The following is a 14011-nucleotide window of genomic DNA, read 5'->3' on the forward strand; positions in this document are numbered from 1 at the left end:
GCAGAAGACCGCATGAACTCCCCTGGATCATTGCAAACGACGACGACCGGTAACTCATCCGGCTACAAGGATGATGTGCGCGCGCTCGGAATCTGGGTGGCCGGCACAGCGATTATTGTTGCGTGGCTGTTGTACCTCGGATATGAGTCCTCCGCCCCGGCCCGGCCCACGCTGCAGGAGCTCACTGCCCGGTTCGCCCGGTTCGACTACGTCCACTTTGATGACATAGCGAGGCTTGGCTACCTTCCCGAGCCGGGTACCGCGTCGACCGCTGCGCCGCTCTACGCCTTTTTTCCTGCCATGCCGATGCTCCTGAGGCTCGGGATGGCCCTTACCCTGTCCTCGGTGGTAACGGGACTCATCGTCTCGTTCCTGTCCGGAGCCATGGCCACGATTTGGATTCGCCGGATTGCCGATGGGTATCAGCAGGGCTTGGGGCTGAAAGCTGCAGCGGTGTTTGTCACAGCACCCCCCGCGATTTTCCTCTATGCGCCGTATACCGAATCGCTGTTCCTGGCCTTTGCCCTGGGAGCCTGGTACTTCGGTATGCGGAGGAGCTGGCTGTTCGCCAGTGTTCTATGTGCGTTCGCCTGCACCGTCAGAATCTCAGGCGCGTTCCTTCTGGTTGCCTTGTTCGTCCTTTGGCTGACGCAAAGGGCCAGCAGCAAGAACCTGCGTCGAGCGCCGGTAAGAACCCAGTCTTTCCTCTTTTTGGGCATTCCTGCGGCAGTTTTACTGGGTTGGATGGCCTACCTGGCCGTTATAACAGGCGATCTGCTGGCCTATCAGAGTGCCCAGAAGTATTGGAACAGGCACTTCGAATGGCCGTGGGATGCTTGGAGCGCCACCCTCGCGTCGTATCCGCCCACTGGCGGAGTTGGACCGATGGGAGTCATAGAGGTCATCGCCGTCGTGTGCGGTGTTGTGGTGACCACGGTGCTGATTGCCCGGCGGCTCTGGGGCGAAGCGGTGTTTGTGGCGCTGAATGTGCTCCTGCTGGGCACCTCAACGCACTTCTATTCGGTACCTCGCGCGGCCCTGCTTTGGTGGCCCCTGTGGATAGGCATTGCCTACCTGCTGCGGAAATCCGCAACAGCTTTTTGGGCCTATCTGGCATTCTCAACGATCCTGATGATCGCGTGGGCGCATCTGTTCCTTACGGGACAGTGGGCCGGCTAGGGGTAACTCTCACTGAGGTTTGTGAACGCGTTCGATGGGTGAATAAGGCTCTCGATCCCGGTATGGGGTTGGTGATGATTGGAGTGATGAAACCAGGAATCGTAATCAGCGATTCTGGCTTCGTCGCTCTTGCAAGGTTTCGCGTACGGGGTGGGCCACACTGTGTGGTCCCCACCGGCCGGTGAAGCGCAGCGCGAGGATCCACCGCTCGATGCAGGGCGGTGTTTGGTGCGGGCAGAGCAGTGGCTGTAGGGAAAGGTCTTCCATGCCTGATGGTCCGCGGGAGCGGTGCTCTCGCGTGGGGCACGAGGGTCCCCGTAGGCCGACTAATGTGGTCCAGATATCGAACCGGAGACCCTCGTCTGTTTAAGCGATCCCATCCCGTTCACCACGTCAGTGAGAGTTTCAAGCTAGTCTAAGCAGCTTCGATCCCGGCTGGACTATCAAATCGTGTCCCGCGGGGAAGTCCTTCTGACAATGCGTGGCCAGAAAACTACTTGCCGTTCGACCGCACGGGTGTCCGTCGGCGACGCCAGTAGTGCAGGACAGTCAGGCCCAGGGCCAGAGTCCAGCCCGCGGCCATTGCGGCCAGTCCAAGAGTTAGTCCCGGGGGAGTGAAGTCCAGGTCTATTTCCGTGGCGCCGGCTGGAACATCGACGGAGATGAGTCCGGCCGGTCCCTGCTCGAGTTCCTGCTCGACGCCGTCGACCGCCACGGTGTAGCCGGGCCAGGCGAGCCGGGCGAAGCCAAGCGTACCGTCGCTCTCGGCGTTGATGTGGACAGTCTCGGAATCGCCGTTCTCCTCTGCGGCGTCCACGTGAATCCCGGGGGTAGCCCAGGAAACGGAACCAGGGAGCTCGAAGGGCTCCTGGCGCCCCAGCACGACGCGGTACTCGTCGGATTCAACGATGGCCCAGCCGTCGGGAACGTCTGACTCCTGGATGTCCCGGGCTGACTTCTGCACAACGATGGTCTCCAGCCGCAACGCGTCAGCCAGCGGCTCAGTGACGTCGTCAGAGGCTGGTTCCCAAAGCACATCGTAAAGCCATGGGCAGGTTTCGCCCCGGTAGTTCATGCACAGGGCGTTGGCGTAAGTGACAAAGCTGATCCCGCTGTAACGGTTCAGGCTGTCTTCCACGCCCGCGTTCAGGATCTGGTTCCCATACAAAAGTGAACCATCGACAAAGGCCTCGGGGTCCAACTCTGCGGTGGAGAAAATCTGGAGCGTGTTGCCACTGTAGCTCTTGGCGGATTCCTCCAGCACATCTGCGTCAACCGGGGAGCCCAGCGCGGCCACAGGGTTGTGGGCAACAAAGGCATAGCTCTGGAAGGTGAGGACCAAGGCAGTGCCGAGGACCATGGCGCTGGCCAGGCCAGGGAATCCAGCACGCTTCCAGAGGAACAGGGCAAGGACGAGTAAGAGTGCAATGAGTGCGCTTCCCACCAGCTGGCTCTGGAACCCGTCAGGATAGATCGCCCAAGCCCGGTACAGCCCAAAAAGTATAATCGCTCCGGAGACGACGAGCCTGGTCCCCATGTTCTTACGGCTGAGACCGGCGGAAAGGACAACCATAAAGAGAATGAGGAAGCCGAGGTAGGCATACTCAACGAGGCGGATGGGCCAACGGAACAGCAGCACGTTGGAAGGGGCGAAACTCAGCAGGAAATAGGTCGCTGTAACCACATAGAGGCTGGACATCTGCCGGCTTCGCCGTGCAATTGACCTGAAGTTAAGCCAAGGCATTAACGGGAGAACAAACCACGCTAGATATGCAGACGGTACTACATCGATGTTTCCCCAGAAATTGGCTGTTGGTGGCCGGAAGTTCGGCGTGCTCATCGCCGTCAGGTCGCCGATGCCCGGGACTAGGAACATGTCGTTCGCAATAACGGAGTCCGTGCGAACGGTGACCTCGGAAGAGAGGGGGAGCGGGAAGAATACCAGGACGGCTGTGAGACCCACGGCCAAGGCTAGGAAGAAAAGCGGGATGACCTTTGAACCGTGACGGGTCAGCAACATTTCGACGCTGACTGCACCGCAGACGATAATGACGCCGAGGGCACCATAGGGGTTGCCAGCAGTCATGGTGAGGAAACCAAGAATGAACGGGACGAACGGACTGCGGTTGCTGCGGAACCAGCGGCGCAGGGCCCACCAGAACAGTGTGGTCCATGCGAAAGCCATCAGGCCACCGGGCCAACGCGCTGCCTCGTAAAAAAGCGTGAACCCGCTAAAGGGAATGGCAATTCCGGCTGCCGCGGCCAGCCACCTATTCGCACCGTAGCTGCGGGTCAAGAGGGTGGCGCCCAGCGCAAGAAGCGCCATGAACTCAACAACGACGATTGCGCTGGCCAGGGCCAGATCATTCATGCCAGCCACAAGCATGAAGTTGACGAGGTTGAGGGGATTCCAGATGCCGTACCCGACTTCTGCGATGTAGTTGCCCCCGACCCATCCGCCGGGGTCCATCATCTCGAAGTTGCCGCTCAGCAGTTCCTGTCCGAGGCTCCGCCACACGGGGAGGAAGGACTGCATGGTGTCATCCCAGTAGAAAAATGTGTTGTTGAAGAACCGGGGGATGAAACAGAGCAGGACCGTGACCGCCGGCGCCAGCAGAACGATCTGCCAGTCCTTGACTCGTGTGAACCGCCCAGCTTTCGCTGCGGCGGTCTGGACGGAATGAGACATGGCTTCCTCGAAGTTTCAGGGGCTGTTAAGCGATTCGGCGGGTGCGGCCTAGGTGCCGGACTTGTGCAGGACGAAGTTGTTCAGGCGGTGAGGCCGTCCGAAAATTCAGGACTGACAGTCTGACTCACCCCTCGACCTCGGGGCGCTTGATTTTGACTACCAGGAAGGCGATACCCACACAAAGCAGATCAGCAACCGTGAAAAGCAGACGTGAGAGCAAAGCCAATGCCGTGGCGGCACCGACAGTCGTCATCGATGCCAGCGCCAGGCCTACGATAGCTTCTCTGGCGCCGATGCCGGCTGGCAGAAGGAAGGCCATTACCCCGGTGGTCATGCCGAGGGCCAAGGCGCCCGTCAGGAAGAATAGGTTGACTAGTCCCAGCCCCGCTTCCTGGGAGGACAGCAGCCACAGGTGCAGACCAAAGAAAGCGTACATTCCAACGCCCAGGCCGAACGACAAGATCATCGTCGAAGCACGAAGGGGGGTGGTCAGTGGCTGGCGGCGGAAGATTTTGAGGACGAGGTTAACCAAAAAGGTGACGATCCGCGGATGCATCGCCAGTAGCACGACGGGAAGCAGGATATACAGCCACTGGAGCGCCGGCTCTTGGTTAGCTAGTGCCGGCAGGGCTAGGGCACCCACCACCAGGGATGCGCCAACGGTGATGCCAGTGCTGATCAGTGAAGCGACAAAAACTTGTGCGCGGCCGAGTCCGTGCTTACGTCCGAGTTCCATCTGAAGCACAAACGCCCATACGGATCCGGGAACATACTTTCCCAGCTGCCCAATGAGATAGATGTTGTTAAGCACGCTGCGGTGCTTCACGGCAGAGTGGTCGCTGTCGAGAATCCCAAGAAGGACCACACGCCACATCAGCATGCCCAGGAGCACGCCCGGGATCAGGAGGAGGAGCGACGCCGTGATCTGCCACCAGGTCATCCCGTAGACCGTGCTCTTGACTTCCGGCCACTGGGTGACCACTGCATAAACGGCTGCCGCAAGCACGATAACCAGCAGCGCCCGCCGGGCGAAGTCGGTGATCTTCTGGCGCTTGGTTTGGGGTTCGGGCACGGATGCTTCGGGGAGCGGACCCTGCTGGCTCACCGTACAGCCGTTCCTTTATAGGAAATTTGGGAGAAGTCCCGCCGCTGGCGACGCAACCGTCCGAGGCCGAGCCCCATCTTAAGAACGTCCTTGGGCCGGACGCTGGTTTGTTTTTCACTCTGTACCACTGTCAGCGTGACGGGGACCTCGACTATCGTCAGCTTCTGAACTTCAGCGGCGAGGACGATCTGCGTGCTGAACAAGAATCCCGGGTCGTCAAACTTCTCGTACATCTGACGGATCCATTCTCCATCAACGTTGATGGTGCCCTGCGAGTCTCCAACGCGTGAGCCGAGCACGATCCGGCGGGCCAGCTTAAATCCTGTGGTGCTGAGGCTGCGCAGCGCGCCACGGCCGGCCTGGGAGTCAGGATGTGCTTTGGAACCGATGACGAGGGCCGGCAGGTCCGGAAGGGCGTGTGCCGATTCAAGGTCAGTGAAACCGAACGGGAGGTCATCAGCGGTGAGGAGGAGCCTCCGGCCGGTGCTGGCAGCAATCCCGCACCGCAGGGCGTTGCCCATGCCCTTCTCGCTCTGTAGAACCTTAAAATGGACGTTAGGTGTGTCAACGGCGTTGTCCAGCGCAGTCTGATAGCTGGCATCCGTAGACCCGTTCTCCACGACAATGATCTCGGTGAGTCCATCCTTGAGATAGCTCCGCCACTGCTGAAGAGCCGGTGCCAGTACGCGGCCGCTGTTGTAGACCGGAATAACCACAGTCAAATCCGGCATCGTTTTCTCGAAAGTCAAGAATTCCCTCAATATGATCAGTGCTGTGGTGTGCTGCCCGCAGGCATGCCCCGCACGCCACCTTCTTTGGCGTTGGTGGACGACCGGCCAGAAGCCTGGGTTCTAGCTACCGCCTAAAAGGAGGCCACTCCATCCGGTACCTAGAATCGTCTTATCCGCCCACCAACCGGTTCCTGTGACTTGGTAATTATACAGGTTACCCCGGCGGTCAACGGCCAGGACGCTGGCACCACCGTAGCCCATGACATCGCTGCCAGCGGCAACCGTGGGGAACGCGTCCCAGCCTGTGCCAATGACGGCCGGCGCCGATGAAGCGAAGCCGCCGGAAGCATCGCGCCGGTAGTACGCCATGTCGCCATTGGGGCGCAGGGCCAGAATGTCGGCGGTGGCGTCACCGTTCCAGTCAAGGCTAAGGATCCGCAGGCCATTCCAGCCCTGTCCAATGATTGTGCCGCCCTGCATCAGCGAAGCACCATCCGGATTGGTGTAGCGGCGGAGGTTCCCCGCTCTATCCCGCGCGAGAATCCCGGGCAGGCCGGACTGCGAGACGACGGGGTCGGGATAGACGGTCAGTGAGTCCCAGCCCGCGCTTCCGATCGTGCGGGCCGGGGCGAAGCCGCCCTGGCGGAGCCCGTGGTAGACGGAGACGGTCCCCTTGGCCCATTGGACAACGACGTCGACAACGCCGTCGCGGTTCCAATCGACTGTGTGGAACGACTCAACACCGTAGAACCCCGAACCGATCCTCGTCGGTCCTCGAAGTGCCCCGCCCAGCATCGCACGGTAGAGGAGCAGATCGCCCGCGCCGGACACCGTGACGATGTCCGAGGTGGACGGAATGGACGGCCCAGGCGGAGTGTTGAGGCTCTGGGTATTGGCGAGGAGATACGGTCCCCAGCCCTGGCCAACTTTGGGGGAAGACACCCAATAACCCGTTTTGCTGGCGCCATAATAACGGAGGTCGCCGCCCGCGAATTCCGCGAGGATCCCCAGGGTGCCGGCGCCGGCGAATCCGGTGACCGTCCTCAGCGCCGCCGCGTCCTGCCATCCCACGCCGATCGTCTTGGCATTTCCGGCCGTTCCGTTGGCAGATCGTGGCCGGGAGACCAGATCCCCGTTGGACCGGCGGAGGATGATTTCCTGGACACCGTCACCGTTGAAGTCCATCAGGGTGGCCAGGGTTCCTTCGAATCCAGTGCCCAAGGCGACGGGAGCTGAAGCCATGACGGCACCGGTAGTGTTGGCGTAGTACCAACCCCTGCCACGGGTATCCGATGCGATGACTCCTGGAAGCTTGGAGGCCGTGTCCCAGGTACCGACGGTGATGCGCAGCTGCGCCCAGCCCGTCCCCACTGTGCGGGGACCGGAGAAGCCGCCGGAACCCTGGCCGTAGTACAGGTTCAGGTCTCCTGACGCGTTCTGGGCCAGCAGATCGAAGACACCGTCACCGTTCCAATCCGTGGCATGGATGGATACTGTCCCGGACCACCCGGTGCCGATAGCCAGCGGAGGATTCAGCTGGCCCGTGCCGCGCGCGCGGTAGTTGAGCAGGGTGCCGGCCGGATCAATGGCCAGGACATCGGCTGCCGAGGTAATCGAGGGGGCGGAGGGCTGGCGGACTGCGAAATCGTAGAGGCTCGCAGCTGTGCCGTTCCAGACGTTCGAGTCACCGACGAACGGTCCGGTGCTGCTGTACTGCCAGACGTTGTAGGTTGTCCAGCCTGCCGGTATGGCGCCGGGAGTGCGGCTGTAATTGGCAAGGTGCAGGGGATGGTCAGCGAAAGCGGAGCTGTTCCCGGTACAAGTACGCCACCAATCGGTGGTGGTGTAGATCATGGGGGTGCGGCCGGTGCGGGCCTTGATGGTGTTGGAGAATTCCCGGATCCAGGAGACCATCTGGCCGGCCGTCATGTCGTAGCAGGTATTCCCCAGCTGGGGATACGGGTTGTATTCGATGTCCAGCAGGGGAGGCAGCGTGCTGCCGTCGGCGGACCAGCCGCCGCCGTTGTTCACGAAGTAATTTGCTTCAGTTGCTGCCGAGCCGCGGCTGGGAATGGCGAAGTGGTAAGCGCCGCGAACCATCCCCGTGTTCTTTGAGCCGTTGTATTGCTGGCTGTAGAACGGATTCTTGTAGTAGGTGCCTTCGGTTGCCTTGACGTAGGCGAAGCGGGCGCCTTGGTTCCAGACACCCTGCCAATCGACGTTTGACTGGTGGCTGCTGACATCGATCCCTTGGATCCCGGGCGGCATCCAGGACGCTGCCAACGCACGCGCAGGGTCACCGGAGAACGGCCGCGCCGGTTCACCGGGCGCGGCCAGGGCCGCGCCGGACTCGAGGTCACTCAATTTGGCTGCGACACCGGAATCGGGGACCTCCAGCGGGGTCTCGGGATCCGTTTCGGCTTCGTGCCGCATACGTTCTTCTTCGGCCGTGGCAACCTGGGGGTCACCTGTGGCCAGAAGCCGTTCGAGGCCTTGGCCCATGCGCGCGCCCAAGGGGCCAGCCAGCTCCGCTGTCTCCGAGTCGCTGAGTTCGCCGGATTCGCTGGGTTCACCGGGTGCACCGGGTTCGTTGGGGGCGGTTGGAACGGCTTCTCGGGGTTCGGTCCCGGCACCGGTCTCGTCAACAGCCATGCTGGAAGACGGAGATTCAGTCGGAGAACCGGCCGGTGGCGATTCCTCCACCGTGGGGGAAGCCGGGGAGCTGGCTGCCGTTTCAGGCACGGGGGACGGAGACTCCACCACCGCAGGGGCCGGCGCCGCCGTGATCAGGAGTAGAAGGGCAACTCCGAAGGCGAGAAGGGGAGCGCTTTTTGGTGTTGCCACTGGACCTCCAAGAGGAAACGGAGCGTCTGTGACGCCGAGATATCAGTTAGAGACTATCGGTGCTCAGGTGGCTAATGTGATGAGCTCGACGAAAGTTGTTGCTGTGGCAGCAGTATTTTTCGCCGCAGCGGTGGTTTTCTGCCGCCTTCCGCCCGCCCGGCGGGGGAGTTTTCCACATCCGGCACCCTTCACTCTCGCCAGCCGGGACTAAATCTCCTATTCTCGCCCCCAACGGCTGAGATGGCCGGTCAGATTAGTCTCGTTGCCGCAGCTTCCAGCTGCGGAGAGCCCGGGGGAGCGCCATGGATGCTGTGCGTATTGTCGAGGATGAGGTTCGCGAACTCATCCGCGTGCGCGGGCTGGATCCGGCGCGGCAGGTTCCCGAGGTCCGCCGGCTGGTCGAGGCAGCTGTCCAGGACTACGACGAACGCTCCCTCCTGGGGTCGCTCCCGGCCCTTGGCCAGCTGGACCAGGCGAGGAAGAGGGTGTTTGACGCCGTCGCCGGGTACGGTGCCCTGCAGCCTCTGCTGGACGATCCCACGGTGGAGGAGATCTGGATCAATTCCCCCGGTGAGGTCTATGTGGCCCGGGACGGGCGCTCGGAACTGACCGCCTTGAACCTCACGGCCGAACAGGTTCGTGACCTTGTGGAGCGGATGCTGAAGTCCTCGGGCCGCCGTCTGGATCTGTCTTCCCCCTTCGTGGACGCGGCCCTTCCCGACGGGTCCCGCCTGCACGTGGTGATTCCGGATATCACCCGCCGGCACTGGGCGGTCAACATTCGCAAGTTCATCGTCCGGGCCAGCCGCCTGGAGCACCTGGTGGAGCTCGGGACGCTCACCCCACAGGCAGCGCGGTTCCTGTCTGCCGCCGTTTCGGGCGGCCTGAATATCCTGGTCTCCGGAGCCACCCAAGCCGGGAAAACCACCCTGCTCAACTGCCTGGCCGCGGCGATCGGGGCCCGGGAGCGGGTGGTGACGGTGGAGGAGATCTTCGAACTGCAGCTGCCCCTGCGGGACGTGGTGGGCCTGCAGTGCCGTCAGGCGAACCTGGAGGGAACAGGCGAGATCCCGCTGCGCCGCCTGGTGAAGGAAGCCCTGCGGATGCGGCCGGACCGCCTGATCGTGGGCGAGGTACGGGAGGCAGAGAGCCTGGACATGCTGATCGCCTTGAATTCAGGCCTGCCGGGAATGTGCACAGTCCATGCCAACAGTGCGCACGACGCCGTCACGAAAATCTCCACCCTCCCGCTGCTTGCCGGTGCCAACATCTCCAGCAACTTCGTGGTTCCCACGGTGGCATCCTGCATCGATCTGGTGGTGCACTGTGTCCGCAGCTCCACCGGGCGGCGGGAAGTCGGAGAGATCCTGGCGCTCGGCCGGAGGGTGGAAAACGGAATCATCGAATCTTCCCTGCTCTTTCAGCGCGAGAACGGCCGGCTGGTTCCAAGCCTGACTTCACTTCCGTCGCCGGAAAAATTCGCCCGTGCAGGAATGAACCTCACAGAGCTGCTGGAGCCGGCCGCATGAGCACCGTTGCGGGACTGACACTGGGCATCGGACTGTTCCTCATCTGGTGGTCCTGCTGGGCACTGCCGCCCCGTGCCGGAAAGCTGCGGCGCCCGGGAAAACTGGTGGACCTGCTGGCTGCCTCGGGGGTGTCCCGGGTATCCCCGGCAGGACTCATTGCCAGCAGCGGCATCCTCGGAACGCTGGTCCTGCTGGTGGTGTGGCTGCTGACCGGGTCGCTGGTCATCGGCGCCTGTTTCGGTGTATTCGCCTGTGCCGTTCCGGTCACCGCGGTGCGCTGGCAGGCCCGCAGGCGCTCCGCGTCGCTGCTTGAACTGTGGCCGGATGCAGTGGACCACCTGCGTTCGGCGATCCGCGCGGGCTTGTCCCTGCCTGAAGCGCTGATCCAGCTAGGAGAGAACGGTCCGGAGGAACTGCGCGCCCCGTTTCGTGAGTTTGGGGCGGATTACCGGGCGGGAGGCCAGTTCGACGAAGCCCTGGGCAACCTCAAGGAGAGGCTGGCGGATCCGGTTGGTGACCGGATTGTGGAGGCGCTGCGGATTACGAGGCAGGTCGGCGGATCCGACCTCGGCCGGCTCCTTGGAACCCTTGCCGAGTTTCTGCGCGAGAACGCCAGGACCCGAAGCGAGCTCCTTGCCCGCCAATCCTGGACGATCAACGCCGCCCGGCTTGCCGTGGCGGCCCCGTGGATCGTCCTGATGCTCATGGCCACCCGCCCCGAGGCCGTGGCTGCCTACAACACCCCCTCGGGCGCTGGCGTCCTCGTCTCTGGAATGGTGATCTCGGTGGTCTGCTACCGCCTCATGCTGCGCATCGGTGCCCTGCCGCCCGATGAAAGGGTCCTGCGGTGAGCGCGGAGTGGCCGGCGGCATTCCTTGCCGGAGCCGGACTCGGGATCGGACTATGGCTCACGGTTGTTCGGCTGCCCTTCCTCCGGCCCCGGACCTTCGCCGACCGCATCGCCCCGCAGCTGCGCGCCGGTGCCCATGGCTCACGCCTGCTCCAGCCTGCTGACGTTACTCCTTTCGGGCCGCTGGAACGGATCTTCCGTCCAGTGCTCCGCGACCTGGTTCTGAAACTGAACCGCCTCAACCCTGCTGCGTCGGCGCTGCACAAGCGGCTGGAGCGTTCGGGAAAACGGCTGACCGTCCTGGAGTTCCGCTCTGAGCAGCTGCTCTATTCAGCAGCCGGCCTGATGATTGGCGGGACGGGGGCCGTATGGCTGGCCCTCACCGGCCGTGTCTCGGTGCCCGGGGCAGCGGTCCTAACGGTAGCCGGAGGGATCCTGGGGTACCTGCTGCGCGACTATCTCCTAACCCGGGAGGTCACCCGGCGTGAGTCACGGATGCTGGCAGAGTTTCCCAGCCTTGCCGAGATGCTGGCTCTGGCCGTAGGCGCCGGGGAAAGCGCCGGCGGTGCGTTGGAAAGGATCACCAGGACGTCGCACGGCGAACTGGCCGGTGAATTCGAAAGGGTCCTGGCGGAAACCCGCTCCGGGGCTCCGCTGCTGGCCGCCCTGGCCAACCTCTCAAAGCGGACGCAGCTGGCCCCGCTGGCCCGGTTTGTGGACGGAATCTCAGTCGCGATCGAACGCGGTACCCCGCTCGCAGACGTCATGCGCGCCCAGGCACAGGACGTCAGGGACATCGCCAAACGCGAACTCATGGAAGAAGCCGGAAAGAAGGAAATCGCGATGATGGTGCCGCTGGTTTTTGGAGTTCTTCCGCTCACCGTCCTGTTCGCCATCTTCCCGGGCCTCGCCCTGCTGAAGCTCGGACTCTAACGGCCTAACCGCCGCCGCCCATGCGCCGCCCAAGAAAAGAAAGAAAGGGTTCCAATGCAACCTCGATCCCAGATCCGCACCTTTCCGGTCCGGCTTGCCGCTAGCCTGCATTCCATACTGCTGGCGGCACTTCTACCGGACAAACCCGACCGTGAACGCGGGGATGTTCCCGGCTGGGTGATGATCACGCTGATGTCGGCCGTCCTGGTCGCGGCCATCCTCGCGGTTGCCCAGGAACAGCTCCTGACGCTCTTCCGATCCGCCATTGACCAGGTACGGCGCTAACTGCGGGCCCGCTGCGTCCGGCGGCCGGCGCCGGAACGCCGGGGAAGCCACCGGATCCGGGAGGCCAGATGAGGCGGGGTCCGCCGTCGTGGACTTCGTGCTGATCGGTGCCCTGCTGACGGTGATCGTCGTCGCGGTGATTCAGCTGGCCCTGGTGCTGCACGTTCGCAATACGCTCATCGACGCGGCGGCATCCGGGGCCCGGTACGGCACGCTGGCGGACCGCAGCCCGCAGGATGGCGTGGAACGTACCCGCAGCCTTATCTCCGGAACGCTGTCCCCGGGTTTCGCTGACGATGTCAGCTACACCCGGATGGGGGACGGTGCGGCTGCCCTGCTTCAGATCCGGGTAACCGCCCCGCTGCCGGTGATCGGACTGCTGGGACCCAGCGGCGGAATCGAGGTGACCGGGCATGCTTACTGGCCTGACACAGCGGATTAAGGCCGCCGCTGCGGACGAGGACGAAGAGCGGGGGAGCGCCGTGGTGGAGTTCGTCTTCCTTGGCGTCCTGTTGCTGGTTCCGCTGATCTATCTCATTGTTGCCGCCGGCCAGGTCCAGGGCGCGGCGTACGCGGTGGTGGGGGCGGCAGACCATGCCGCGAAGGTTTACGCAGCCGCCGGGCCGGACGGCAGCCCCGAAGCCCAGGCCCGCGCAGCAGCCGAACTGGCACTTTCCGACTTCGGCTTCGACGATCCGGGTCTGGAGCTGGCTGTGTCATGTTCAGCCGCGTGCCATGCTCCCGGATCGACGGTCACCGTGACCGTGGCCTTCGATGTTCCCCTGCCGGCTGCCGCCGCAATTCCCGGTCTGGACCTGGCCCCGGTCCGGGTCGATGCCAGCTCCATGCAGGCAGTGGAACGGTTCGGATGAGGACGAAAAAGAAGGTATCGGAGGACGAGGCCGGGCAGGTAGGCGTGCTGATTATCGGCTACGTCCTGCTGGCGCTGCTGGTCATCACCGTTGTGACCGCAGCTTCCTCCGTCTACCTGGCGCATAAGAAGCTGTTGTCGGCAGCAGACGGCGCGGCGCTCGCAGCAGCAGACACGTTTTCGCTCTCGCAGGTGCAGGGGGCAGCAGCCGGCACCGGTGCTGCACCTGCTGCCGTGCTGGACTCGGGCGCAGTGACGGCAGCGGTTGAGCGCTATTTGGCGGACAGCGGGGCCGGAGAACGGATCAGTGCGCTGGGCATAGCTGCGGAGACGGGAACCACGGACGGCCGGACAGCCAGGGTGGTGCTCTCCGGCGTCGTTCATCCGCCGATCGTGAACTTCCTGGTGCCGGACGGGATACCCATCTCCGCCGAAAGCGATGCCCGGGCCCGGCTCACGCGGTGAAGCCGGCGGCGCGGCGAACGGCTGGAGGACGGGACGCTACGAGGCCTTGGCCTGTTCCTGCGGTGGATAGTGGCTCCATCCGCCGTGGTCGATTTCCAGGAGCGCGCCGTCGCCGCCGAAGCACAGCGTCACCCGCTCGCCGTAGAGGTCGCAGGATGGGTCCGGACAGCGGTCGAGACGTGAACCCGCGTAGTCTGCCGCGGTGTACTGATCCCAGTCGTCGAGTTTGACGAGCGCCCAGGGATCGCCCTGGCCGGCCAGGTCTTCGAGCTCGCCGCGGCTGTACACCCTGCCGGGCTCCGGGTGGTGGACCGGGGAGGCGGATTCTGGTTGCCGGTTCATGGAAATGACGGTGCTCCTTTCACTCCGGTGTGCTTCTCTAACTGCGGTGCTCATTAACAGCGGTGTTCCTAATCCCTATGGACAGCACCAATGTACTCCCGGCCGCCGGCCTTCCCTGGTTCATCCCGGGTGCGTCGGACCGCGGCGCCCGGTCCCCGAACCGGGCCATGGCGTAGTCTGTAATCACC

The 14011-nt window shown here is 63.4% G+C and carries 13 protein-coding genes; 8 read left to right on the forward strand and 5 right to left on the reverse strand.

The features are described 5' to 3' along the window. The first annotated feature begins 12 nt into the window (after positions 1-12). Complete coding sequence (locus H9638_RS10390) at positions 13-1179, forward strand: mannosyltransferase family protein (protein WP_191747099.1); 1167 nt, start codon at positions 13-15, stop codon at positions 1177-1179. 493 nt (positions 1180-1672) lie between these two features. On the opposite strand, the gene H9638_RS10395 is transcribed toward H9638_RS10390, so the two are convergent. From H9638_RS10395 to H9638_RS10410, 4 genes are all read right to left on the reverse strand, one after another. Continuing rightward, on the reverse strand, positions 1673-3868 hold the full coding sequence (locus H9638_RS10395; protein ID WP_191747100.1) for a glycosyltransferase family protein: 2196 nt from the start codon (positions 3866-3868) through the stop codon (positions 1673-1675). A 124-nt stretch (positions 3869-3992) separates the two neighbouring features. Next, complete coding sequence (locus H9638_RS10400; RefSeq protein WP_191747101.1) at positions 3993-4973, reverse strand: lysylphosphatidylglycerol synthase domain-containing protein; 981 nt, start codon at positions 4971-4973, stop codon at positions 3993-3995. Next, positions 4970-5722 carry a glycosyltransferase gene (locus tag H9638_RS10405; RefSeq protein ID WP_225217263.1) on the reverse strand — a complete coding sequence of 251 codons (753 nt, stop codon included), beginning with the start codon at positions 5720-5722 and terminating at the stop codon, positions 4970-4972. The genes H9638_RS10400 and H9638_RS10405 overlap by 4 nt, the downstream gene beginning before the upstream one ends. Positions 5723-5824: 102 nt before the next feature. Continuing rightward, positions 5825-8356 (reverse strand): lysozyme, encoded by a 2532-nt coding sequence (locus H9638_RS10410; protein ID WP_191747102.1) that lies wholly within the window; start codon positions 8354-8356, stop codon positions 5825-5827. Positions 8357-8850: 494 nt separating this feature from the next. On the opposite strand from H9638_RS10410, the gene H9638_RS10415 reads away from it, so the two are divergent. The 7 genes from H9638_RS10415 to H9638_RS10445 are packed head-to-tail and all read left to right on the forward strand — an operon-like array spanning position 8851 to position 13481. Continuing rightward, complete coding sequence (locus tag H9638_RS10415) at positions 8851-10077, forward strand: CpaF family protein (RefSeq protein WP_191747103.1); 1227 nt, start codon at positions 8851-8853, stop codon at positions 10075-10077. Beyond that, positions 10074-10928: a type II secretion system F family protein gene (locus tag H9638_RS10420; RefSeq protein ID WP_191747104.1), complete on the forward strand. Its 855-nt coding sequence runs from the start codon at positions 10074-10076 to the stop codon at positions 10926-10928. The genes H9638_RS10415 and H9638_RS10420 overlap by 4 nt, the downstream gene beginning before the upstream one ends. Beyond that, entirely contained in the window at positions 10925-11860 is a 936-nt protein-coding gene (locus tag H9638_RS10425) for a type II secretion system F family protein (RefSeq protein ID WP_191747105.1), read from the forward strand. The genes H9638_RS10420 and H9638_RS10425 overlap by 4 nt, the downstream gene beginning before the upstream one ends. A 54-nt stretch (positions 11861-11914) precedes the next feature. Beyond that, complete coding sequence (locus H9638_RS10430; protein ID WP_191747106.1) at positions 11915-12145, forward strand: hypothetical protein; 231 nt, start codon at positions 11915-11917, stop codon at positions 12143-12145. Next, on the forward strand, positions 12126-12587 hold the full coding sequence (locus H9638_RS10435; protein WP_191747107.1) for a TadE family protein: 462 nt from the start codon (positions 12126-12128) through the stop codon (positions 12585-12587). Before H9638_RS10430 ends, H9638_RS10435 begins: the two co-directional genes overlap by 20 nt. Further along, positions 12559-13017, forward strand: coding sequence for a hypothetical protein (locus H9638_RS10440; protein WP_191747108.1), 459 nt, complete (start codon positions 12559-12561; stop codon positions 13015-13017). The genes H9638_RS10435 and H9638_RS10440 overlap by 29 nt, the downstream gene beginning before the upstream one ends. After that, complete coding sequence (locus H9638_RS10445; protein ID WP_191747109.1) at positions 13014-13481, forward strand: pilus assembly protein TadG-related protein; 468 nt, start codon at positions 13014-13016, stop codon at positions 13479-13481. The genes H9638_RS10440 and H9638_RS10445 overlap by 4 nt, the downstream gene beginning before the upstream one ends. A 36-nt stretch (positions 13482-13517) precedes the next feature. Here H9638_RS10445 and H9638_RS10450 read toward each other — a convergent pair whose 3' ends face one another. Further along, the gene (locus tag H9638_RS10450) at positions 13518-13823 is read right to left on the reverse strand and encodes a hypothetical protein (protein ID WP_191747110.1); all 306 of its coding nucleotides are present in this window, start codon (positions 13821-13823) and stop codon (positions 13518-13520) included. Between the last annotated feature and the right edge of the window lie 188 nt (positions 13824-14011).

It is taken from the genome of Arthrobacter pullicola (genome assembly GCF_014836875.1).
Classification (GTDB): domain Bacteria; phylum Actinomycetota; class Actinomycetes; order Actinomycetales; family Micrococcaceae; genus Arthrobacter_B; species Arthrobacter_B pullicola.

Bases quoted from the DNA above. Each gene is read 5' to 3' on its own strand.
- H9638_RS10415 (WP_191747103.1), top strand. From the start codon at position 8,851: ATGGATGCTGTGCGTATTGTCGAGGATGAGGTTCGCGAACTCATCCGC.
- H9638_RS10410 (WP_191747102.1), bottom strand. From the start codon at position 8,356: ATGGCTGTTGACGAGACCGGTGCCGGGACCGAACCCCGAGAAGCCGTT.
- H9638_RS10445 (WP_191747109.1), top strand. From the start codon at position 13,014: ATGAGGACGAAAAAGAAGGTATCGGAGGACGAGGCCGGGCAGGTAGGC.
- H9638_RS10420 (WP_191747104.1), top strand. From the start codon at position 10,074: ATGAGCACCGTTGCGGGACTGACACTGGGCATCGGACTGTTCCTCATC.
- H9638_RS10390 (WP_191747099.1), top strand. From the start codon at position 13: ATGAACTCCCCTGGATCATTGCAAACGACGACGACCGGTAACTCATCC.
- H9638_RS10395 (WP_191747100.1), bottom strand. From the start codon at position 3,868: ATGTCTCATTCCGTCCAGACCGCCGCAGCGAAAGCTGGGCGGTTCACA.
- H9638_RS10440 (WP_191747108.1), top strand. From the start codon at position 12,559: ATGCTTACTGGCCTGACACAGCGGATTAAGGCCGCCGCTGCGGACGAG.
- H9638_RS10450 (WP_191747110.1), bottom strand. From the start codon at position 13,823: ATGAACCGGCAACCAGAATCCGCCTCCCCGGTCCACCACCCGGAGCCC.
- H9638_RS10430 (WP_191747106.1), top strand. From the start codon at position 11,915: ATGCAACCTCGATCCCAGATCCGCACCTTTCCGGTCCGGCTTGCCGCT.